We start from the raw sequence: 21,759 nt of genomic DNA, 5'->3' as shown, positions 1-21,759 counted from the left end.
TGAAGCGGGTCCTTATGCGTTTAAGCCCGGCGATGAACCTAGGCGAGAAGTGACGGTTTGAGCTTCTGCAGACGGCCAAGGAGGCCATTGATGAAGGCCGGGGACTCGTCCGTGGACATCGTCTTGGCGAGGGCAACGGCTTCGCTGACCGCCACGCCATCCGGAACCTCATCGTTGTAGAGGAGCTCCCAGGCGCCGATGCGAAGAATGATGCGGTCTACTGAGGGCATCCGCTCCAACGTCCACCCTTGGGCGTACGTCTGCAGGAACTCATCGATGGTTGCCTGCATGGAAACAACGCCCTCAACGATTTCCACCGTGTAGGGGTTGATGATCAAGTCGGTTTTCTCCCGGCGCGCGGTCATCGCGTCGAAAGCCGAAACGGAGCGCTGCTCCGCCTCGAAGAGTACTTCAAGAGCCCTGCTACGGGCTTTACCGCGTGCGCTCACTAGTCGTTGACCCGACCCAGGTAGCTGCCATCGCGGGTGTCGACCTTGACCTTGGTGCCCTGCTCAACGAACAGCGGAACCTGGATCTCGTAGCCGGTTTCAACAGTGGCCGGCTTGGTGCCTGCCGAGGAGCGGTCGCCCTGAAGGCCCGGCTCCGTGTAGGTGATTTCGAGGACGACGCTCGGGGGCAGTTCGATGTACAGCGGGTTGCCCTCGTGGATGGCGATGTTGACCATCTGGTTTTCGAGCATGAAGTTGGTGGCGTCGCCGACAGTTGCACCGGTGACGGTGATCTGGTCGAAGTCCTGGGTGTCCATGAAGACGAAGTCTTCGCCATCCTGGTACAGGTACTGGTAGTCACGGCGGTCAACCGTTGCGGTTTCGATCTTAAGGCCGGCGTTGAAGGTCTTGTCGACCACCTTGCCGGACATGACGTTGCGCATCTTGGTACGGACGAACGCGCCGCCCTTGCCCGGCTTGACGTGCTGGAACTCGATGATGTTCCAGAGCTGGCCCTCGAGCTTCAGTACGGTCCCGTTCTTGATGTCGTTTGTGGTTGCCACTCGTATCCTCAGGTTTCTCTCACTGGTTCAAGCTGCCAGTTCGTCTATGCCAGGCAGGCATGCCAAACGGCCCGCCAGCGCGTATTTATCAAAAATCCAAGAACCATTCTACCGGCAAATAAGCCGGGGGCCTGCGAACGGGGATCTGAGCAGCTTTCAGCAGGCAACTTCGAGTACGTTGCGGGCCCGCTGCAGGGCTACGGCTGATGAATAGATCAGCGCCGCATCGGCAGCCATGGACACCCTCAGGTCCAGCGCCCTGGAGAACTCCTCGGACGCTGCAAGGGCGTTGCCGCTCACGAAATAAGCGCGCCCCAAATACTGATGAACGATCGCTTCCTTGGAACTCCCCTGAACCTCGTGAAGCAACTGCCGGAACAACTGCACAGCCCGGTCAAGGCGGTTGGTGGCCCGGTGGACTTCGGCTTCGAAGATTCGAAGGCGGAATGACTCAGGATCTTTGTAACGGGCCTCAGCCAGCAACTCGGCGGCCTCCTTGGGCTGGTTTTCAAGCAACAAGGCCATGATGCGGTCAGCAGGGTCTTCCGACGCTGCAAGCGCAGATTCCATGACTTCCTCGTTGACGACCACAGGCAGCAGCGTGTCCGGGTTCATTCGGACGCCCGGGAAGCCGGCAGTCGGCCAATCGCTCACGCCCTCACGGACTGCGGCACTCATGATGCGATCTCCTGGTAGGCCGCAAACAAGAGTGAGGTGTCGGGAACGTCCAGGATGCCGGGCCTGGCCACGCCGTCGAGGACAACGAAGCGGAGAAGGTCGCCGCGGGATTTCTTGTCCCGGCGCATGCCGTCCAGCAGGCCCTGCCAACGGTCCCGACGGTAGGTAGTAGGCAGGCCCAGGCTTTCCAGGATGGTGCGGTGACGATCTGCGTCGACATCGGACAACCGGCCCACGCTGCGCGACAACTCCGCAGCGAACATCATGCCCACCGAGACAGCGGCGCCATGGCGCCATGAGTAGCGTTCCACCAGCTCAATGGCGTGTCCCAAGGTGTGGCCGTAGTTCAGGATTTCACGGAGGCCGGATTCCTTGAGGTCCTGGGACACTACCTCGGCCTTCACGGAGATGGCACGTTCAATAAGTTCGCGGACAACATCCGAACCAGTGTCCATAACGGCGTCGGTGTTCTTTTCAACCAAGTCAAGAATCACGGGATCGGCGATGAAACCACACTTAATGACTTCCGCCATGCCGGAAATGAGCTCGTTCTTAGGCAATGTCTGGAGGGTGTCCAGATCTGCCAGGACGGCTGCGGGAGGGTGGAAGGAACCCACGAGGTTCTTGCCCTCGGCGGTGTTAATGCCGGTCTTCCCGCCAACCGAGGCATCCACCATGCCGAGCAGGCTGGTGGGCATGTGGATGACCTTGACCCCGCGGAGCCACGTAGCGGCCACGAAGCCCGCGAGGTCGGTGACAGCGCCGCCGCCGACAGCCACGATGGCATCGGAGCGCGTGAAATCGTTTTGACCCAGTACTTGCCAGCAGAAGGCAGCAACCTGAATGTGCTTGCCTTCCTCCGCGTCCGGGATTTCGGCCGTGAGCGCGGTAAAACCAGCTGCTTCGAGCTCGTCGCGGACGGTATCCCCCGTCAGGCGGAGGGCGCGGGGGTGGATGACAAGAACCCGCCGGACACGCTCACCAAGTTTCCCGGGCAAGGTCTCCAGGAGGCCGCGTCCAACCACGACATCGTAGTTTTCATTGACGGACTGGCCAGTCACCTTGATGACAGTTGCTTCGTTGCTCACTTTTCAACTTCCTCTTTCAAGGCTGCATGCTGGCGCAGCCGCTCCTCCAAGTGGAGGCCGATTTCCGCCACGGATCCGGAACGGACGTCCATGACGATGTCCGCGAGACGCTCGTAGACAGGACGCCTCGTGGCAAACAAGGCCTCCCATCGGGTCATCGCATCACCTTGCAGCAAAGGCCTGCCCGTGTTCCGCGCGATCCGGTCAGCAACGGTTTCTGCGTCACACTCGAGGTAGACCACTGTGCACTCCCCCAGCAGTTGCTGGGTGCCGGAGTCAAGAACTGCACCCCCGCCGAGGGAAATGATGGCTGGTTGAACCTTGGCATTTTCGATTGACTTCGCCACCGCACGCGCTTCGATTTCACGGAAGGCGTGTTCTCCGCGTCCCGCGAAAATATCAGCGATGCTGCCGTGGGCAGCAACCACCACAGCGTCGGTGTCCACAAACGGGAGACCGAGCTGCTGGGCCAGCTGCTGGCCGATGGCCGACTTGCCGACAGCCATGGGCCCCACCAGGACAACGGGACGGCCGGGACAGCCATCCAGGACAGGGCGGACCACTACCGGCCGACCGAGTCCAGGGTGGCCGGGATGCTGTCGAGGTAGCTCTGCAGGTTTCGCTGTGTCTCGGCAACGGAGTCGCCACCAAACTTCTCGGCGACAGCCTCAGCCAGAACCAAAGCCACCATGGCCTCGGCAACGACGCCGGCCGCGGGCACTGCACAAACGTCCGAACGCTGGTGGTGGGCCTTGGCGGGCTCTCCCGTACTGACATCTATGGTTCGCAGAGCCCGCGGAACGGTTGCGATCGGCTTCATGGCAGCGCGGACCCTCAGGACCTCACCGATGCTCATGCCGCCTTCAATACCGCCGGCCCGGTTGGTCTGGCGGCTGATCTTGCCATTCTCGTCCTTGAGGATCTCATCATGGGCAGCAGAACCGCGACGGGCAGCCGTCAGGAAGCCGTCGCCAACCTCAACACCCTTGATTGCCTGGATACCCATCAGGGCTGCAGCCAACCGCGAATCAAGGCGGCGGTCCCAGTGCACGTAGCTGCCCAGTCCCGGCGGCAGTCCGTAGGCGAGAACCTCAACCACTCCACCGAGGGTTTCGCCCTCTTTGTGCGCGGCATCCACCTCGGCCACCATCGCGTCCGAAGTCTCACGGTCGAAGCACCGCAGGGGATCGGCGTCAAGGGCAAGGACGTCTTGCGGCAACGGCAGAGGCCGGCCCTCGGGGACGGTCACGCTGGCAATGGAAACAGTGTGGCTGACCAGCTCGATGCCCAGCTGCCTCAGGAACTGGGCGGCAACGGTACCAAGAGCGACGCGGGTGGCAGTTTCACGGGCACTGGCGCGCTCAAGGACGGGGCGGGCTTCGTCGAAGCCGTACTTCTGCATGCCCGTGAAGTCGGCGTGGCCCGGGCGCGGCCGGGTCAGTGGCGCATTGCGGGCCTGGTCGGCGAGGATTTCGGGGTCCACAGGGTCTGCAGACATGATCTGCTCCCATTTGGGCCACTCCGTGTTGCCCACCTGGATGGCCACGGGACCACCCTGGGTCAGTCCATGACGGACGCCGCCCATGATGGTGACCTCGTCCTGCTCAAACTTCATGCGGGCACCACGTCCATACCCCAGGCGGCGACGCGCCAGCGCGTCACGAATCTGCGCGCTGGTGAGTTCAACACCGGCGGGCACGCCTTCAACAATTCCGATCAGAGCCGGACCATGGGATTCACCGGCAGTCAACCAACGCAACATATAACCAATCCTGCCATGTAAGGCCTCTAGAACACTCGCCGGGGAAGCCCGACTGAGTCGCACATCACATCTATGACGGCGGCATCCACGTCACAGCCGCTGAAGCGCCTGATCTGTTCTGCCGCCTGGTACATCAGCATCTCCAAGCCCGGAACCACGGCTCCCCCATGGCCGTGCCATACCTCCGCCAGCCGGCTGGGCCAAGGATCGTAAGCGACGTCCAGCAGGACACCGGCCCCCGTTCCCGGCAGCGCTGCGAGCTCCTCCGCCAAAGAGTCGGCGGCGCGCGGCGGGAAGGTTGAAATCACCAGATCCGCGCCCGCAACGGCTGTGGCTGCTTCAGTCAAAGGCCGGATACTGAGGGAGATTCCGACGGCGGCAGCCGCGCCTTCCGCGTCGCCGGCACGCCCTGGGTCGCGGACAAAAACGTCGACGTGGCCTCCACCCAGTTCCTTGACGGCGGCCACCGCGGCAGCCGAGGTGCCACCACCACCAAGGATTGCGGCGTGGGGCGTGGAAGCAACCCCCGCATACAGGACTGCTTCAACGATTCCGGCGACATCGGTGTTGTATCCCACCCGACGCACCAATCCGCCGTCGTGCTCGAAAACAACCGTGTTGATGACGCCCAAGTGGGCGCCCGCACCGCGGACCTCGTCTACTTCCCCGACCATTGCTGACTTCAACGGCATGGTGACCGACAGGCCACACCATGAGTCGTCACCACGGAGCGCTTCCATGAACGATGGAAGGCCATCCACGGTGACGTCAATCGCCGAGTATTCGATGTCCGCGCCGAGCTTGGCATAGGCAGCGGTGTGCAACGCCGGGGACTTCGAATGCGAGATCGGATGCCCCAGGACGGCGGCCCGACGACTCACACACACCGTCCAGCGTTGGCCTGGCACCAGGCGTTGTACTGCTCAACGTATGTATTGTGCTCCGCCAACGTCTTGGAGAACTTGGTCTCCTTGGTATCCAGGTTGATGGTCACCCAGTAGAGGTAGTCATTCTGCGTGGGCTTGGCCGCGGCATCGATGGCGGTCTTGCCGGGTGAGCCGATCGGTCCAGCCGGAAGACCGACGTTGGCGTACGTGTTGTACGTGTTGGACTTATCGGCCTTTTCTTCCTCAGTGAGGTGGAAGGACTTCTTTCCCAGACCGTAGGTCACCGTGGCATCAGACTGGATCAGGCCGCTGGTTTCCACGTTGTTTGGCTTCAGCCGGTTATAGATGGCGCCGGCCACGTTTCCGTAATCCGCCTGCCCGCCCTCAGCCTGCACGATGCTGGCGATGGTCACGGCGTCATACTGCTTCGCTGGATCCGTGATTCCTTGGGACTTAAGTTCATCCAACGTAGTAGTGACCAGCTTCTGAATGATGTCCTTGGCCGGTGTGCCAAGCTCAAAGCGGTACTCACCGGGGGCGAGGAAGCCTTCCAGGTTCTTGGCCTTGGAGGGGACACCGAACTGTGCCGGGGCCTGGTTGAACGCATTGAGCTCTTGCATTGAGACGCCGGAGCCCTTGGAAATGGCCTCGAGGGACTCATTGATGCGGAGGCCCGCGCTCAGGGCGAAGTACATCACCTTCGAAGCGTCCTTGTTGACCAGGACGTCCACGGCATCGGAATTCTTCATCTCGGTTCGGAACGTGAACTCGCCCGGAGACAGCTCACCGCCATCGTTGAGGAATTCCTTGACGAAAGCATCGGCGTCTGCCACCACTTTGTTCTCGACCAGTTCAACGCCCACTGCTTTCGGTCCGGAGCCTTCGGCCACCGTGATGGTGACCGAGCCCGTTCCCGGACCCGGATAGTCAGTGACCTTGTCCATGCCCAGCAGCGGCTTGAGGAACTGTGCCCCAATGGCAATTGCGGCGACGAAGACACCCAGGGTGATCAGGAGAGCAACAACGCGACGACGGCGCCTGGCCTTCTTTGCCGCTGCCTTGGATGAGGCCGTCTGCTCGACGGCTGCAATGAGGTCATGGTGGTGCTCATCGGCATGGTGTTCGCCATGATAATCGTCATGGGCTTCGAAGCCGTGGTGGGGATCGAGCTCAGCGAAGCCATGCAGTCGTTCAGCGTCAACGTGGACAGGCTCGAGGTGCTCCGGATCTACATGTTCCGGGTCGTGATGCCCGGCGAGTTCATGGGAGCCTTCGCTGTCGTGGTGAACCTCATCATGCGCCGGTTCAACATCATGCGCCGGTTCAGCATCATGTTCCGGTTCAGCAGAGTGCGACTCGACGGGGGCTTGCACATCACTGGATTCGCGGGCAGGAACCGGTGCAGAAGCCGTAGCGTCGGGTATTGGCAATGGAGCAGCGGGCTTGGCCACGGGTACCGGTGGAGCCACAGGAACCGGTGGAGCAACCGGCGCTGGAGGCACTGCGGGAACGGGACGGGGCAGCTCGGGCTCAACGCCCGCCGGCGAGGCGGTCTCCCCCGGCGTCGCTTCGGGAACGGGTACGACGTTGTGGTTCTGCGTGGCGAGGAATCGTTCCCGCGCCCGCAGCTCCTTGCGGGTCAGCGGCATACCGCCGCCGGCGGTACCGCTGGAGGGGTCGTTGTTGACCGGGCTCACAGTTGCAGTCCCCTCGTAGAAGAATCGGGTTCATTGCCGGAGGCAGCCCGCAGCGTTGGGGCACTGCTGGGTTTTTCGGATTGCGCCGGTGCCTGCACTCGGCGGCCAACATCCGTTCCTCTGGCTTTTTGCATGTCGATTGCGTGCTGAAGTATTCCAGCAGCGGCAACCTGATCAACCACTTTACGGTGGTTCTTGCTGCTCATGCCAGCTTGGTGAAGGTTGCGGTGTGCCGTCACGGTTGAAAGTCGCTCGTCCACGAGGTTCACGGGGATGTCCAAACCGGCCCGCACAAGTTCACTTGTGAGGAGCTCGGCGTAGACGCTGGCCATTTCGGCGGACGCGCGTTCTTCACCCTTCATGGTGCGTGGAAGGCCTACGAAGATCTGCACGGCGGGCAATTCCGCAGCATGCTTAACCACGACACGGACGTCGGAGTTCTTTTTGGCGTCCCGCGCAACCGTTTTGAAAGGTGTGGCCAATATTCCGTCCGGATCGCACATGGCCAGGCCCACCCGGACGGTACCGACGTCTACCCCCAGCTTGATGCCTTGGGGGTAGACGTCACCGTTAGTACTCGCAGCCACCGTCAGCGCTTGGCTATCGCATCCACCACCGCTGTGAGGGCCTCAGAGACCTTCCCAGCGTCGGCGCCGCCGCCCTGGGCGACGTCGTCCTTGCCGCCACCGCCGCCACCGAGGATGCCTGCGGCCACGCGGACCAGCGCTCCGGCCTTCACGCCGGCTTCGCGTGCCGCCTCATTGGTAGCGATGAGGATCACGGGACGGTCATTGCTGACGCCCGCAACGGCCACGGCGGCAGCTTCCGAGCCCAACCGGCTGCGGAGGTCCAAGGCGAGGTTCCGGAGATCGTCCGCTCCGCCAACCTGACCGGCGTCGTGGGCTACAACCCTTACACCTGCAGCATCCTTGGCGGTGCCCACCAAATTGGCCGCCGCTGCGGTCAATTGCTCCTTGCGAAGGCGGTCGAGTTCCTTCTCCGTGGCCTTCAACTTGCTCAGGGTGCTGGAGATGCGGTCCGCAAGCTGACCGGAAGGGACTTTCAAGAGTTCCGTGAGCTCAGTAACCAATGCCCGCTCAGCGGCGAGGTGACGGAAAGCATCCAGGCCAACGAAGGCCTCCACGCGCCGGTTTCCCGAGCCAACAGACTGCTCGCCCAGCAGCGAAAGACTGCCGATGAGGGACGTGTTGGACACGTGCGTGCCACCACACAACTCCCGGGACCAAGCCCCGTCGATCTCCACGACACGAACTTCGCTGCCGTAGTTTTCACCGAACAGGGCCATGGCACCCAGTGCCTTGGCCTCAGCGAGCCCCATCACCTTGGTGTCCACCCGGAAATTATTCCGGATGGCAATGTTGGAGACCTCTTCGATTTCAGACCGCGTGGCAGTGCTGAGGCCCTCCCCCCAGGCGAAGTCGAAGCGAAGGTATCCGGCCTTGTTGTACGAACCGCGCTGAGTGGCTTCCGGGCCGAGGATCTGGTGCAGGGCGGCATGCACGATGTGCGTGCCTGTGTGCGCTTGCTCGGCCGCATGGCGGCGTTCACGGTCGACGGCGGCGCGCACCAGCGCGTCAGAGGCAATCTCACCTTCACGGACAATCGCCTTGTGCACACTGAGGCCCTTGATGGGACGCTGGACGTCCAGCACCTCCACCACGAAACCGTCGCCGGTGATGAGGCCGGTGTCAGCGGACTGGCCACCGGCTTCGGCGTAGAACGGGGTTTCATTGAGCACCAGCTCAATCTCGTCGCCTGTCGAGGCGTGCGCTACCGGCCGGCCACCGCTGACGATTCCACGGACCTTGGACTGGCCCTCAAGTTCGTCATAGCCCGTGAACACGGTCTCGCCCTTGCCGAGGAGCTCCTGGTAGGCGCTGAGGTCGGCATGGCCACCCTTCTTGCCCTTGGCGTCGGCCTGTGCACGCTGGCGCTGCTCGAGCATGAGCGCGCGGAAGCCTGCCTCGTCGACCTTGAGGCCGGCTTCTTCCGCCATTTCCAGGGTCAGGTCAATCGGGAAACCGTAAGTGTCATGAAGCGCGAAGGCGTCGGCGCCGGACAACGGGACCCCGGCAGCCTTCGATTCGGCGACGGCATCCTCCAGGCGGGTGGTACCGGAAGCAATGGTGCGCAGGAACGCCTTTTCTTCGGCATAAGCAATGCGGCTGATGCGGGCGAAGTCAGTCTCCACCACCGGGTACACGCCCTTCATGGCGTCGCGGGAGGCGGGAAGAAGGTCCGGCAGGCAGGCCTTTTCGACGCCGAGCAGGCGCATGGCGCGAACGGCACGGCGGATCAGGCGGCGCAGAACATAACCGCGGCCTTCGTTGGACGGTGAAACTCCATCAGCGATCAGCATCAGGGCAGACCGGATGTGGTCTCCCACGACGCGCATGCGGACATCGTCCGTGTGGTGCGGGTCTTCCGGGGACTCGGCCGAAGTGTATTCACGGCCGGACAGTTCAGCAGCCTTGTCGATGACGGGACGGACCTGATCGGTCTCGTACATGTTCTCGACGCCCTGGAGGATCATCGCAAGACGCTCCATGCCGAGGCCGGTGTCGATGTTCTTCTGCGGCAATTCGCCGACGATGTCGAAGTCCACCTTGGAGCGCACGTTCTCGATCTGGTACTGCATGAACACGAGATTCCAGATCTCGATGTACCGGGTCTCGTCGGCGAGAGGGCCGCCTTCGATGCCGTAGGCAGGGCCGCGGTCGTAGTAGATCTCCGAGCAGGGGCCGGCCGGGCCAGGCTGGCCGGTGGACCAGTAATTGTCCGCCTTGCCCATGCGCTGGATGCGCTCAGCCGGGATGCCGGTGTTCTTGAGCCACAGTTCTTTGGCCTCGTCGTCTTCTTCGTAAACGGTTACCCAAAGGCGCTCGGCGGGCAGGCCGTAACCGCCGTCGTCAACGCTCTTGGTGAGCAGCTCGAAGGCGAACTTGATGGCGTCTTCCTTGAAGTAGTCGCCAAAGGAGAAGTTTCCGCACATCTGGAAGAAAGTGCCGTGACGGGCCGTCTTTCCCACTTCCTCGATGTCGCCGGTGCGGATGCACTTCTGGACGCTCGTGGCACGGCTGTAGGGGGGCTCTTCGCGCGCAGTCAGGTACGGAATGAATGGCACCATTCCGGCGACAGTGAAGAGAAGGGACGGGTCGCTGGAAACGAGCGACGCGGAGGGAACGGCGGTGTGGCCCTTGCTGACAAAAAAGTCCACCCAGCGTTTGGTGATCTCCTGCGACTTCATTAGCTGATTACTTACCCTTCTCAATTCACTGCACATGATGTGCGCGGTACCGGCTGGTGCCGTTCCGCAGTTTTCCATTCTGCCCTGTTGAGGGCACGGGAGCGAACCGCACCCGCTAGCGGCGGCCTGCTCCGGCGTCGTCAATCCCCAACGCAGCCCGTAGGTCCTCTTCGCGCTGGTGCATGCCCGTCCGCACGGCGTCGGCAAAATCGAACAAGCCATCAGCCATCCGCCCCACGGCACGATTCAGGCCATCAGGGCCGATGTTGGCCCGGGCTTCAGTGATCTTCCGGAAGGCGATGACGCCGATGGCGACGCCTATGCCCATCCACACAATTCTTTTCATGGGTTTCTACTCTCCCTTGTTGTTCAGCGGCTGCGGCGGCCGGAGGTAGGTGCACGGCGACCAGCGAATGCCGAGCGTACGCCGTAACTGAACGCGGCAACCTTGATTAGGGGAGAACCAACCGTGGCGGCCACGAGCGAGGACAATGCGGAGATATTGGCCGAGGCGTCCGAGACGTTGGAGGCGATGCCGTCAACCTTCTTCAGCTGCTGGTTTGTGGTGGAGACCGTTGCGGTCACTTCATCCATCAGGGGCGTGGCGCCGTCGCTGATGGACCGGATCGAGGTGCGGACCTCGTCAAAAACGCCGCCCAGCTTCAAGATAGGCACAGCCAACAACAACACAAGGAGTGCGAAGACTCCTGCTGCGATGAGGCCGGCGATGTCGCCACCTGACATAGAACTCTTCTCCTAGGGTCGTTGCGCTGCCCTGCACCAGCCGGATATCGGCTTTGGACAAGGCCTCCCCAGTACCTTACCTACTTTGGACCAGTACCTTACATACAAAGAAGCCCGCGGCATGTGCCACGGGCTTCTTTGTATGCGCTGCTGGAATTTAGCGAGCGTAGAATTCGACGACGAGCTGCTCTTCGCAGATCACGGGGACCTCGGAGCGCTTGGGGCGACGAACCAGGCGTGCCTGCAGTGCGTCGATCTTGACGTCCAGGTATGCCGGCACGTTGTTCAGAACGTGTGCGCCTGCAGCTGCCACCTGGAACGGGGGCATAACCTCGGAGCGGCTGTGAACGTGGATCAGCTGGCCTTCGCCAACGCGGAAGGACGGGCGGTCCACGCGGATGCCGTCAACCATGATGTGGCGGTGCACAACCAGCTGGCGGGCCTGTGCGATGGTGCGGGCGAAGCCTGCACGGAGCACGAGGGCGTCCAGACGCATTTCGAGCAGCTCAACCAGGTTTTCACCGGTCAGGCCCTTGGTGCGGCGTGCTTCTTCGAAGGCACGGGTCATCTGGGCTTCGCGGATGCCGTACTGGGCGCGCAGACGCTGCTTTTCGCGCAGACGTACGGCGTAGTCGGAGTCCTGCTTCTTGCGGGCACGGCCATGCTCACCGGGGCCGTACGGGCGGCGCTCCATGTACTTGGCGGCCTTGGGGGTCAGAGCAATGCCGAGTGCACGCGAAAGACGTGCGGTACGGCGAGCACGAGTGTTGTTAGCCACTTGTGTCCTTCCAATTACTGCGGTGTGTCAGTGTTACTGGCCTCCATCAGGGAGAGCATCGGCCAACCGCTGCCTCTTGCTACTAGCCCGGGCGCACAGCACTATGGAAGAAATCTTCAAAGGGATTGTGCGTCGGGCCATGCCAGACAAGCAACTATCCTACCATGCGCAGGGCCGCCGCCCTGCGGCCTTGCACATGGGCACAGGCCCGCTGGCTACTCCCCACGCACGATCTTTCGGAGCCGCTCCAGCCTGGCCGCGATATCCCGTTCAGCTCCGTTATTGGTGGGCTCGTAATAGTCTTTGCCCACCAAATCGTCCGGCGGATACTGCTGCGTAGCCACACCGTGGGGTTCGTCGTGCGCGTACTTGTAGCTCTTGCCATGTCCCAGTTGCTTGGCACCCGGGTAGTGCGCATCCCGCAAATGCATGGGAATGCCGCCGCCGAAACCTGCCCGGACATCGGCCACCGCTTTGTTCAACCCCATGTAGGCGGCATTGGACTTTGGCGCGGTAGCCAAATGGACAACAGCTTCGGCGAGAACGATCCGCCCTTCCGGCATACCGATCAGCTGCACTGCCTGAGCCGCCGCCACCGCCGTCTGGAGTGCCGTGGGGTCGGCCATTCCGATGTCTTCGGCCGCGGAAATCACGATGCGCCTCGCAACGAACCGCGGGTCCTCGCCGGCCTCGAGCATGCGCGCCAAGTAGTGCAGTGCGGCATCCACATCCGAGCCGCGGATGGACTTGATGAATGCGCTGGCCACGTCATAATGCTGGTCTCCGGCACGGTCGTAACGAACTGCAGCTGCGTCCAATGCCCGCTCGGTGTGGCGAAGTTCCACCAGTACCGGAGCGTCGGGCGCGCCGTCGTTGGCGAGCCCCGGTTCGCCGTCGTCAGTCTCCCCGTCCGTCCCGGGCCCGTCTCCCTCCTCGTCGTCAGCGTCGGAAGTCATGACGGCGGCGGTGTCACCGAACGCGACACCGGCGGCGGCCTCCAGCGCTGTCAGTGCCCTGCGGGCATCGCCTCCGGAGAGACGAACGAGGTGGTCCAAGGCTTCGACACTGAGTTCCACGCGTCCGGCCAGGCCGCGGGCATCGGCGACGGCCCGTTGAAGGAGCCCTGAAATGTCGTCATCGGTGAGCGGCTTCAGCGTCAGCAGGAGCGACCTCGACAACAGCGGCGACACCACCGAGAACGACGGATTTTCCGTGGTGGCTGCCACCAGCACCACCCAGCGGTTCTCCACGCCCGGCAGCAGGGCATCCTGTTGGGCCTTGTTGAAGCGGTGAATCTCATCCAGGAAGAGGACGGTGGTTTTCTTGTAGAGATCACGTGCAGTCAGTGCTTCGTCCATGACACGCCGGACATCCTTGACGCCCGCGGTGATGGCGGAGAGTTCAACAAACTTCCGGCCGGGGCCCCTGGCGATCACATGGGCCAGCGTGGTCTTACCGGTTCCGGGCGGCCCCCACAAGATGACGGAGCTCGGGCCGGCGGGGCCGGCAGCCTCGGCACCGGCCGCCAGCTGCCGCAGCGGGGATCCTTGCCCCAGCAAATGCTGTTGACCCACGACATCGTCCAGCGTACGGGGGCGCATGCGGACTGCCAACGGACTGCGCTGGGAAGCCATCCAGTTGGCGTCGGAAGGTCCCCCGGCCGCAGGCAGGTCCTCCGACTCGTCGTCGTTGACTGCACCGGCACCAAAGAGATCTTCCACATGGATAGGCTACTCATAGTTCCAGCAAAGGAGACATCGACGTGGGCCGCCCCCAATCCACCCCACTGCCGAAGCAACCACATACCGCCACCCGCACCGCATTGGTACCGGCACAGCGGATCCATGGATGGGTGGACAGGTTCACCGCCGGTCATGGGCCCCTGGTTGAGGACTTCGACGACACCGGACTGCTCCTGCGTGCCGCTGATGGTGCCACCGCGCTGCTGAGGGCGCCTTGGCCCGCAGACGGAAGACCAGGCCGCGGAACCACCGAGCTTGAGCGCCTTGCATCACTCGCCGCCCAGGAACGCGCCCTGGGCCTGCTGCTGGTTCGCCGCGGTGGCTACGCCTTGGCATCGGCCAGCGGAAGCACCGTCCGAGCTACCAAGAGCGGCAACCGCTTCATCGACGCCAAAACCACAGCGGAGCACGCGGCAAAGGTCTTTGCCGGACAGCACATTGAGTACATCGTTCCCGGTGGTGACAGGGCTTTGGTGGAACAGGTCCTTGCGCAACCCGCCCTTAAAGCCGTGGGCGGCCGCACACGGCTGGCCTTCCTTGATGTTCAGGCGGCCAAATCCGCCACCCTGCCCAAAGCGGCCGCTGACGCTTGCTGTATCCGGGTCACAGTGACGGATCCCCCGGGTTAGCAACCGCTGACGGAACGCTTCAACGGAGCCTGCCGGTACAGGTAGCTGCCCTGCTCCGTGAAACCAGCCTGCGCGTACATGGACTGCGCTCCATGATTGCCGGCTGTGACCAAGAGCCAGAACCCCTCAAGACCCCGCTGTGCGCCGGCCTCCAGCAACCCGTCCAGCACGCGCGTGCCATAACCCTGCCTGCGGTGCTCCACAGATGTCGCCATGCTGTAAATGCCACCCCAGCCGTCCACAAGGGCCAGGCGCCCGACGGCGGCGGGAACGCCGTCGTCGTCCCTCACCAGTGCGTACACCGCCGGGCAACCGGTGAGAATCCTTTGCGCGACCGAGAGTTCGGCCTCGCCGCCACGGCCATCGACGGACCACCACACCCGGAGCCATTCCTCCGAGGGAACATCGCTGAGTTCCACGTCCTGCGCTGAAAAGTTGATCGGCAAGCCGTCCAGGCCGCGGACCATGATCATCGTTTCGGACTGCCGGGTGAAGCGCTGCCGGTCCAGGACGGCATTGAGGGCAGCGCTTCGGGAGTCATCGAACACCTGGAAAATCAGGGGAAGCCGGCGACGCCTGTACCACTCTGAGGCGGTACGGACGGATCGTTCAAGGCGAACGTCCACGTCAGGGGCAGCAATGATTGCCGGTGCAACCGGCCACACAGAGTTCGCGCGCTGCGTTACGCCCTCCGAGGCCCGCAGCACCCACTTCGCCGTGCTTTCGCAATCAAGGTCTTCGCGCTCGATGGCAGGCCACGCCTTGTCCATGAGTGTCTCGATGCTCGCTTGCTCAACCACAGATCCGTCACCTTTCGTTGGCAGGAACACCAAAGGCTCCCCACCGCAGTGGAGAGCCTTTGGGCATTGTTCTATTCGGACTTCGATTCCGCCTTGGCGGCAGGCTTGGCCTCAGGCTTGAAATCGACGCCGGCCTCCTTGCGCTGCTGAGGCGTGATCGGCGCAGGCGCCGCCGTCAGTGGGTCGTAGCCGTTACCCGACTTCGGGAACGCAATGACGTCGCGGATGGACTCCACGCCGGCAAGCAAGGCAACAACACGGTCCCAGCCGAGGGCCATGCCGCCGTGCGGAGGAGCGCCGTACTTGAAGCCCTCCAGCAGGAAGCCGAACTTGGTTTCGGCGTCTTCCTTGTCCAGGCCCATGAGCTGGAAGACGCGTTCCTGTACTTCGCGCTCGTGGATACGGATGGAGCCGCCACCGATCTCGTTGCCGTTGCAGACGATGTCATAGGCGTACGAGAGTGCGGACTCCGGGTCCTTGTCGAAGGTGTCCAGGAACTCAGGCTTTGGCGAGGTGAACGCGTGGTGCACTGCCGTCCACTGGCCTCCTCCGACGGCTACGTCGCCGGAAGCGACGGCCGCGGCAGCGGGCTCGAACATGGGAGCGTCCACGATCCAGACGAACGCCCAGTCCTTGGGGTCGATCAAACCGGTGCGGTGACCAATTTCAACGCGGGCAGCACCGAGCAGGGCGCGCGCGGCTGACTTCTCACCTGCGGCGAAGAAGATGCAGTCACCGGGCTTGGCACCCACGGCATCGGCCAAGCCGGCACGCTCTTCGTCCGTGAGGTTCTTGGCAACGGGACCAGCGAGCTCGCCGTCTTCCTTGAAGAGGACATATGCCAGGCCCTTGTGTCCGCGCTGCTTGGCGAATTCCTGCCAACCATCCAGGGTACGGCGGGGCTGCGAAGCGCCGCCCGGCATGACCACGGCACCGACGTAGGGTGCCTTGAAGACGCCGAAGTTGGTGTCCTTGAAGAACTCAGTGAGTTCCGTCAGCTCCACGCCGAAACGCAGGTCCGGCTTGTCCGAGCCATACTTGGCCATGGCGTCCAGGTACGTCATGCGTCGGATCGGAGTGGGGATCTCAACGTCGATCAGCTGCCACAGGGCTTTGACGATTGCCTCGCCAAGCTCAATGACATCGTCCTGGTCCACGAAGCTGGCTTCGATGTCCAACTGTGTGAATTCCGGCTGGCGGTCCGCGCGGAAGTCCTCGTCACGGTAGCAACGGGCAATCTGGTAGTACTTCTCAAAGCCGCCCACTTGGAGGAGCTGCTTGAAAAGCTGGGGCGACTGCGGAAGGGCGTACCAGGAACCCGGGGCCAGACGTGCCGGAACAACGAAGTCGCGGGCGCCTTCCGGCGTCGAACGCGTCAGCGTGGGGGTCTCGATTTCGATGTAGCCGCGTTGGTGCAGCAGTTCGCGTGCTACCCGGTTGGCTTCAGAACGAAGGCGCATGTTGCGGGCAGGGCCGGGACGGCGAAGGTCCAGGTAGCGGTGCTTGAGCCGGGCTTCCTCGCCAACTTCCACGTGCTCGTCGATCTGGAACGGGAGTGGCTCGGACGTGTTGAGGATAACAACCTGATCGGCGATAACCTCAATTTCGCCTGTCGCCAGTGCCGGGTTCTCGTTGCCTTCAGGACGCTTGTTGACGGTGCCCGTCACCTGCAGCACGTACTCGTTTCGCAGGCCGTGGAAGACTTCTTCCTCACGGACTACCACCTGTGCGACACCGGAGGCGTCACGCAGGTCAACGAATGCAACGCCACCGTGATCACGGCGGCGGCCCACCCAGCCGGCCAGGGTAACGGTTTGTCCAATGTGCTCGGAGCGAAGTGATCCGAGGTCATGTGTGCGCAGCACAGCATTCCTTTCAGCATGAAATTTAGAGGGACCACTGCGAAGCGGTCCCGTCCGAGTTTACCCGCCCCGGCCACGGCTCCTGCCATAAGGCAGGACAAGCACTGTGTGTATCAGGCAGTGGTGACGCGGACGTACAAGTCCTCTTCGGCAGGGGTCCATTCGGCGGGGTCGGCGTCCACCTGCTCACCGGTGCGGATGTCCTTGACCTGGTGCTTGCCGTCGTCGTCGGTAAACCACACGAAGGGAATACCGCGCCGGTCGGCGAACTTAATCTGCTTGCCGAACTTCTCAGCCTTCGCCGCGACTTCGGTAGCGATGCCCCGGCCACGCAGCTGGGCAGCAATGTCCTGCGCTGCGGACCAGCTGTCGTCAGTATTGAGGGCAACCAGTACCGCGGTGGGTACCGCTCGCGAGGCCGTTGCCAGTTCCTGGCTGAGGATACGCGAAACGAGCCGCGTGACACCGATGGAAAGACCGACGCCGGGGAACTTGCGGTTGCCCTTGCTCGCCAGGGCGTCGTAACGGCCACCGGAGCAAATGGACCCAAGCTGCTCGTGGCCCACCAGCACGGTTTCGACGACGGTCCCTGTGTAGTAGTCCAGGCCGCGGGCGATGCTCAAATCAGCAACAACTTTGCCGGGGGCGCGCAGGACGGCCGCCTGGATAACCTGCTCCAGTTCGTTGAGGCCTTCTTCGAGAAGATCGTCAGTGACGCCCAGGGCGCGCACCTGCTGGACGAACGAGGTATCTTCCGTGCGGATACCCGCCAGTTGAAGGGCCAGGCCTGCTTGCTCATCCGTCGCGCCGAGCTCACTCTTCAAGAGCTCAGCGACCTTGGCCGCACCGATCTTTTCCAGTTTGTCGATACTGCGCAGGACACCTGCGGTGTCCGTCAGGCCAATGCCGCGATAGAAGCCTTCGGCCAGCTTCCGGTTGTTGATCCGCAGCCGGAAATCCGGAATCGGCAGGGCGCTCAGTGCCTCGGCAATAACCAAGGCGATCTCGACGTCGTAGCGGAAGGGGAGCTCTCCGTCGCCCACGACGTCGATATCCGCCTGCGTAAACTCGCGGGCACGGCCTTCCTGGGGGCGCTCACCACGCCAGACCTTCTGGATCTGGTAGCGGCGGAAGGGAAACGCCAAGTAACCGGCGTTCTCCACCACGTAGCGGGCGAAAGGAACAGTGAGGTCAAAGTGCAGGGCCAAGGCATTGGGGTCAGCCTTATCCGATTTGGCCGCCTCACCCTCATCGTCCTGGAGCCGGCTCAGGCCATAAACCTCTTTGTCGATCTCGCCTTTACGGAGCAACTGCCCAACCGTTTCAACGGCCCGCGTCTCGATGGAGGAGAATCCGTGCAGTTCGAACGTCTTCCGGAGTGTGTCCAGCACATGCAGCTCCACCAACCGCTCCTGGGGAAGCCACTCGGGGAATCCGGACAGGGAGGCGGTACGTGCCATGGTGGAAATGTCTCCTCGAAGAAAGTTGACGCCGGCGTGGGCCCCGCAGCTTTAAACGCCTGTTCGGCGTTTACAAGGCGGGCGTCCAGCCGGTCATGCATAAACTATGTGCGGCAGCCAGTTTATGCTTTCCGCGCGTGCACATCTAATGCAGCATGCCCGGATTCCTGTCGGCAGCCTCGGAAAGTGGACACAATCAGGAGGACTCTTGGCAACAAGGTCGCGGGATGACCGCGAAGCGAAACGTCGCATCAGGCAGATGGAAGCCAAGCGTGCCCTCCGGCAGGAACAGGGCAAGCGGCGCAAACGCGACAACACCATCGCCATCGGTGCCGGTGCGGCGGCAGTAATCCTCGCCGTCGTGCTGCAACTGACGGTTTTCAGCTCCAATCCCACCGAGGCTGAGTTCGCCGCGGCCGAAGCCGGCCTCAGTTCCCCCTCCGCTTCGCCGTCGGCCTCTGCATCCAACAGCCCCGATGTTCCCAGCCCTGACACGGCAGCGGGAAAGACCTTTACCGGTGAGCTCGCACTGAACGGCGGAGTTGTCGGAATCGAACTGAACGGCACAGCGGCACCTCAGGCAGCCGCGGTCTTCAAGTCCCTGAGTGACGCCGGCTATTACAACGGGAAGTTCTGCCACCGCCTGACAACGTCCGAAACATTCGGGCTCCTGCAGTGCGGCGCCACCGACGAAAACGGGACGGACGACCCCAATTACCGATGGGGTCCACTGGAAAACGCGCCTGCAGACAACAAATACCCTGCCGGGACCATCGCCGTGGCACGAACAGGAAACGACGCATACGGTAACGGCCACCAGTTCTTCGTCGTCTACAAAGACACCACCATTCCGGCAGACACTGCGGGCGGATACACCGTGGTGGGCAAGGTAACCAGCGGCCTGGACGTCGTGACCAAGATAGCTGCCGCAGGCCTCAAGTCCGGCGAAAACCCCAACGACGGCGCCCCTGTGGCACCTGTCACGATAGACTCGTTTTCTCTGAAGTAACCAGCTCCGGGCCCCGGCCAGGGGTGCATTACCTTAGCAGTCCCTCCAAGCGAAAGACTTTTAGCGGTGACAGACAGTCAGAAATCCGACGAAACAGCAGTAGTGGCCGACGAAGAAGCAGTCGAGGCGAACAGCGCCGACATTGCCGAAACCCCCGTCACGCCAGCACCTGCACAAGAACCAGCACCGGTTGACGAGGAAGCGCCCGCCGAAGAAGCAGCGCCCGCCAAGGAGACGGCTCCGGCCCAGGCTGAAGCGGCCGCCCCTGCAACTCCGGCCGCACCGCGGCCGGTCCCCTCCGCAGCCCCTTCGCCAGCGGCATTTGCAGCACGTCCCAAGGCTCCGGCCGCCGTCGTGCCTGCCGCCCCGGCTGTGTCCGCTGCGTCACTCGCCGAGGCCGCCAAGTGGGGTCGCGCTGAAGGCGACGGCCACGTCTTCCTGACGCTGGATGGCGAAGAAATCGCTGTCGGCCAATACCCCGGCGTCAGCCCCGACGAAGCTTTGGGCTACTTCGCCCGGAAGTTCGACGACATCATCGCCCAAGTGGTCCTCTTGGAACACCGCGTTGAGTCCAAGGCCCCCGCAACGGATATGCAGAAGACCGTCACCCATCTTCGTGAGCAGTTGGCCGAGCGCAACATGGTGGGCGACATCCGTTCCGCCGAGGCTCGCTTGGACGCCCTCTCCACACAGGTCGTGGAACTGGAGAAGTCCGAAAAAGCTGCCCATGACGCCGTCCGTGCCACCGAACTTGCAGCCCGCGAAGCGATTGTGGCCGAAGCTGAGTCCATCGCCGGCCAGGATCCCGCGCAGATCCAGTGGAAGACCTCCAGCGCCCGCATGAACGAGTTGTTCGAGACATGGAAGGCGGCGCAGAAGAGTGGCGTCCGGCTGGGTCGGAGCAACGAAGATGCTCTCTGGAAGCGGTTCCGTTCGGCCCGGACAGTTTTCGATCGTCACCGCCGCGCGTACTTCTCGCAGCTGGACAGCAACAATTCCGCTGCAAAGTCTGCCAAGGAAGCTTTGATCGCCGAGGCCGAGGCTCTCTCGTCGTCCAGCGACTGGGGGTTCGCTGCCGGCGAGTACCGCAGGCTGATGGACCAGTGGAAGGCCACTCCACGTGCCAGCCGCAAGGACGATGACGCGTTGTGGGGCCGCTTCCGCGCCGCCCAGGACGTCTTCTTCAGCAACCGCCAGGCCGCGAATGACCAGATCGACCAGGAATACACAGCCAACCTGGTGGTCAAGGAGCAATTGGTAGCCGAAGCGCAGGCCCTGCTGCCCATCAACGACCTCAACGCAGCCAAGAAGGTTCTCCAGTCCATCCGTGACCGTTGGGAAGACGCAGGCAAGGTTCCCCGCGGGGATATGGGCCGCATTGAGGCCGGACTGCGGAAGGTTGAAGACGCTGTCCGGGAAGCCGAGGAAGAGAAGTGGCGCCGGAGCAACCCTGAGACAAAGGCCCGCACCAACAGCGCGCTCTCGCAACTCGAAGCCGCCATCGCCGGCCTCACGGACGATCTCGAAAAGGCGGAGAAGGCCGGCGACCAGCGCCGCATCAAGGCTGCGCGCGAGGCATTGGAAGCCCGTCAGGCATGGCTGGACCAGATCCAGCGTTCGGCGAGCGACCTCGCCTAGCCCCAACTGACGATTCGTTATCCTGCAGGCTCCGTTCCGGTTATCCACATAACCGGGGCGGAGCCTGTACTCGTAGGTCGCGGGCACGAAATGATCAGTGGATGGTCCCCGCTGCTACTGCCCCGTCCCTCTTGGAGCCTGTCATCCCTGAGCTCTACTCCCCCAGCCGCATCTTTTCGTGGAACGAACTGCAGAGCATGGCTTTTGACGGGATTCTCCTGCCCCTCTACGGCAAAAGTTATGCCTCACCCGGTGTGGCTGTCACCCATCGCCTGAGGGCCCGCGCAGCCGCCCTCACGGTTCCGGAACGGATCCGGACAAAGGTAGTTGCCGGCCGGCTCACCGCAGCCTGGATCTACGGGTGCGCAAACCCGCCCGAGCACCTGTCGCTGTTGGTTGACGCGAAGCACCGCATCTCAAGCCTGCGGGGAAGCACGGCGTGCAGCCTCCATGAGGTGCGGCTGGGCCAGATGGATGTGGTGAGCCTCGGCGGAATGCTGGTGAGCAGCCCTCTCCGCACCGCAGCAGACATCGCCTTGCACGTCGAAAGCGATCGCGCATTGCCCGCTCTCCGGCGCCTCCTGGACAAGGAAGATCTGGGTGTCCGGCTGCGGCTGCTCACATTGGCCGTCGAGGCGGTCCCGCGGGTACCCCACAAGCGGCGTGCCCTTGCAACCCTGTCACAACTGGCTTCCCAGCCCTGAA

Annotated in this window: 21 protein-coding genes; 4 read left to right on the top strand and 17 right to left on the bottom strand. The window is 62.9% G+C overall.

Features of this window, described 5'->3' with window-relative positions; translation table 11 throughout:
- Positions 1 to 38 precede the first annotated feature (38 nt).
- The 14 genes from nusB to GVL04_RS02640 all read right to left on the bottom strand — a co-directional run bounded on the left by nusB (position 39) and on the right by GVL04_RS02640 (position 13,635).
- A complete protein-coding gene (gene nusB / locus GVL04_RS02705; protein ID WP_159699226.1) occupies positions 39 to 449 on the bottom strand; it encodes a transcription antitermination factor NusB in 411 nt (136 codons plus the stop codon).
- Positions 449 to 1,012, bottom strand: coding sequence for an elongation factor P (gene efp, locus GVL04_RS02700; protein WP_159699223.1), 564 nt, complete (start codon positions 1,010 to 1,012; stop codon positions 449 to 451). The genes nusB and efp overlap by 1 nt, the downstream gene beginning before the upstream one ends.
- Positions 1,013 to 1,168: 156 nt before the next feature.
- The gene (locus GVL04_RS02695) at positions 1,169 to 1,690 is read right to left on the bottom strand and encodes a lipopolysaccharide assembly protein LapB (protein WP_159699220.1); all 522 of its coding nucleotides are present in this window, start codon (positions 1,688 to 1,690) and stop codon (positions 1,169 to 1,171) included.
- Positions 1,687 to 2,778, bottom strand: a complete 1,092-nt coding sequence (gene aroB / locus GVL04_RS02690) for a 3-dehydroquinate synthase (protein ID WP_159699218.1) — start codon at positions 2,776 to 2,778, stop codon at positions 1,687 to 1,689. Before aroB ends, GVL04_RS02695 begins: the two co-directional genes overlap by 4 nt.
- Positions 2,775 to 3,341: a shikimate kinase gene (locus tag GVL04_RS02685; RefSeq protein WP_268825349.1), complete on the bottom strand. Its 567-nt coding sequence runs from the start codon at positions 3,339 to 3,341 to the stop codon at positions 2,775 to 2,777. Before GVL04_RS02685 ends, aroB begins: the two co-directional genes overlap by 4 nt.
- Positions 3,341 to 4,540, bottom strand: a complete 1,200-nt coding sequence (gene aroC / locus GVL04_RS02680; protein ID WP_159699211.1) for a chorismate synthase — start codon at positions 4,538 to 4,540, stop codon at positions 3,341 to 3,343. The genes GVL04_RS02685 and aroC overlap by 1 nt, the downstream gene beginning before the upstream one ends.
- A 26-nt stretch (positions 4,541 to 4,566) precedes the next feature.
- Positions 4,567 to 5,421, bottom strand: a complete 855-nt coding sequence (locus tag GVL04_RS02675) for a shikimate dehydrogenase (protein WP_159699208.1) — start codon at positions 5,419 to 5,421, stop codon at positions 4,567 to 4,569.
- Complete coding sequence (mltG, locus tag GVL04_RS02670) at positions 5,418 to 7,124, bottom strand: endolytic transglycosylase MltG (RefSeq protein WP_159699205.1); 1,707 nt, start codon at positions 7,122 to 7,124, stop codon at positions 5,418 to 5,420. The genes GVL04_RS02675 and mltG overlap by 4 nt, the downstream gene beginning before the upstream one ends.
- Positions 7,121 to 7,711: a Holliday junction resolvase RuvX gene (gene ruvX, locus GVL04_RS02665; RefSeq protein ID WP_159699202.1), complete on the bottom strand. Its 591-nt coding sequence runs from the start codon at positions 7,709 to 7,711 to the stop codon at positions 7,121 to 7,123. The genes mltG and ruvX overlap by 4 nt, the downstream gene beginning before the upstream one ends.
- A 2-nt stretch (positions 7,712 to 7,713) precedes the next feature.
- Positions 7,714 to 10,392, bottom strand: a complete 2,679-nt coding sequence (gene alaS / locus GVL04_RS02660) for an alanine--tRNA ligase (protein ID WP_159699199.1) — start codon at positions 10,390 to 10,392, stop codon at positions 7,714 to 7,716.
- 115 nt (positions 10,393 to 10,507) lie between these two features.
- Positions 10,508 to 10,738: a hypothetical protein gene (locus tag GVL04_RS02655; protein WP_159699196.1), complete on the bottom strand. Its 231-nt coding sequence runs from the start codon at positions 10,736 to 10,738 to the stop codon at positions 10,508 to 10,510.
- A 23-nt stretch (positions 10,739 to 10,761) separates the two neighbouring features.
- Positions 10,762 to 11,136, bottom strand: coding sequence for a DUF948 domain-containing protein (locus GVL04_RS02650; RefSeq protein ID WP_159699193.1), 375 nt, complete (start codon positions 11,134 to 11,136; stop codon positions 10,762 to 10,764).
- A 157-nt stretch (positions 11,137 to 11,293) separates the two neighbouring features.
- Positions 11,294 to 11,914, bottom strand: coding sequence for a 30S ribosomal protein S4 (gene rpsD, locus GVL04_RS02645; RefSeq protein ID WP_011774968.1), 621 nt, complete (start codon positions 11,912 to 11,914; stop codon positions 11,294 to 11,296).
- 215 nt (positions 11,915 to 12,129) lie between these two features.
- Positions 12,130 to 13,635, bottom strand: a complete 1,506-nt coding sequence (locus tag GVL04_RS02640; protein ID WP_159699190.1) for a replication-associated recombination protein A — start codon at positions 13,633 to 13,635, stop codon at positions 12,130 to 12,132.
- A 41-nt stretch (positions 13,636 to 13,676) separates the two neighbouring features.
- Here GVL04_RS02640 and GVL04_RS02635 point away from each other — a divergent pair, with 41 nt between their 5' ends.
- Positions 13,677 to 14,285 carry a Vms1/Ankzf1 family peptidyl-tRNA hydrolase gene (locus GVL04_RS02635; protein WP_235036138.1) on the top strand — a complete coding sequence of 203 codons (609 nt, stop codon included), beginning with the start codon at positions 13,677 to 13,679 and terminating at the stop codon, positions 14,283 to 14,285.
- Here GVL04_RS02635 and GVL04_RS02630 read toward each other — a convergent pair.
- The 3 genes from GVL04_RS02630 to hisS form a co-directional block, all read right to left on the bottom strand.
- Positions 14,282 to 15,085: a GNAT family N-acetyltransferase gene (locus GVL04_RS02630; protein ID WP_159699187.1), complete on the bottom strand. Its 804-nt coding sequence runs from the start codon at positions 15,083 to 15,085 to the stop codon at positions 14,282 to 14,284. The genes GVL04_RS02635 and GVL04_RS02630 overlap by 4 nt on opposite strands.
- Before the next feature lie 71 nt (positions 15,086 to 15,156).
- Positions 15,157 to 16,950, bottom strand: a complete 1,794-nt coding sequence (gene aspS, locus GVL04_RS02625; RefSeq protein ID WP_159699184.1) for an aspartate--tRNA ligase — start codon at positions 16,948 to 16,950, stop codon at positions 15,157 to 15,159.
- A gap of 110 nt (positions 16,951 to 17,060) precedes the next feature.
- Entirely contained in the window at positions 17,061 to 18,407 is a 1,347-nt protein-coding gene (hisS, locus tag GVL04_RS02620) for a histidine--tRNA ligase (RefSeq protein WP_159699181.1), read from the bottom strand.
- Positions 18,408 to 18,615: 208 nt separating this feature from the next.
- Between hisS and GVL04_RS02615 the strand changes: the two genes are divergently transcribed.
- The 3 genes from GVL04_RS02615 (at position 18,616) to GVL04_RS02605 (ending at position 21,758) form a co-directional block, all read left to right on the top strand.
- Positions 18,616 to 19,416, top strand: coding sequence for a peptidylprolyl isomerase (locus GVL04_RS02615; RefSeq protein WP_200846731.1), 801 nt, complete (start codon positions 18,616 to 18,618; stop codon positions 19,414 to 19,416).
- Positions 19,417 to 19,482: 66 nt separating this feature from the next.
- The gene (locus GVL04_RS02610; RefSeq protein WP_159699178.1) at positions 19,483 to 21,054 is read left to right on the top strand and encodes a DUF349 domain-containing protein; all 1,572 of its coding nucleotides are present in this window, start codon (positions 19,483 to 19,485) and stop codon (positions 21,052 to 21,054) included.
- A 101-nt stretch (positions 21,055 to 21,155) separates the two neighbouring features.
- The gene (locus GVL04_RS02605; protein ID WP_159699175.1) at positions 21,156 to 21,758 is read left to right on the top strand and encodes a hypothetical protein; all 603 of its coding nucleotides are present in this window, start codon (positions 21,156 to 21,158) and stop codon (positions 21,756 to 21,758) included.
- Position 21,759 lies beyond the last annotated feature (1 nt).

Origin of the sequence: Arthrobacter sp. 18067, assembly GCF_902706295.1 — a bacterium.
Lineage (GTDB): Bacteria > Actinomycetota > Actinomycetes > Actinomycetales > Micrococcaceae > Arthrobacter.
Note: the sequence above shows the minus strand (reverse complement) of the source record. Positions and strands in the feature narration are given on the sequence as shown.

Coding starts and splice junctions, on each gene's coding strand:
- GVL04_RS02695 (WP_159699220.1), bottom strand. CDS start 1,690: ATGAGTGCCGCAGTCCGTGAGGGCGTGAGCGATTGGCCGACTGCCGGC.
- aroC (WP_159699211.1), bottom strand. CDS start 4,540: ATGTTGCGTTGGTTGACTGCCGGTGAATCCCATGGTCCGGCTCTGATC.
- alaS (WP_159699199.1), bottom strand. CDS start 10,392: ATGAAGTCGCAGGAGATCACCAAACGCTGGGTGGACTTTTTTGTCAGC.
- GVL04_RS02655 (WP_159699196.1), bottom strand. CDS start 10,738: ATGAAAAGAATTGTGTGGATGGGCATAGGCGTCGCCATCGGCGTCATC.
- GVL04_RS02650 (WP_159699193.1), bottom strand. CDS start 11,136: ATGTCAGGTGGCGACATCGCCGGCCTCATCGCAGCAGGAGTCTTCGCA.
- hisS (WP_159699181.1), bottom strand. CDS start 18,407: ATGGCACGTACCGCCTCCCTGTCCGGATTCCCCGAGTGGCTTCCCCAG.
- GVL04_RS02605 (WP_159699175.1), top strand. CDS start 21,156: ATGGTCCCCGCTGCTACTGCCCCGTCCCTCTTGGAGCCTGTCATCCCT.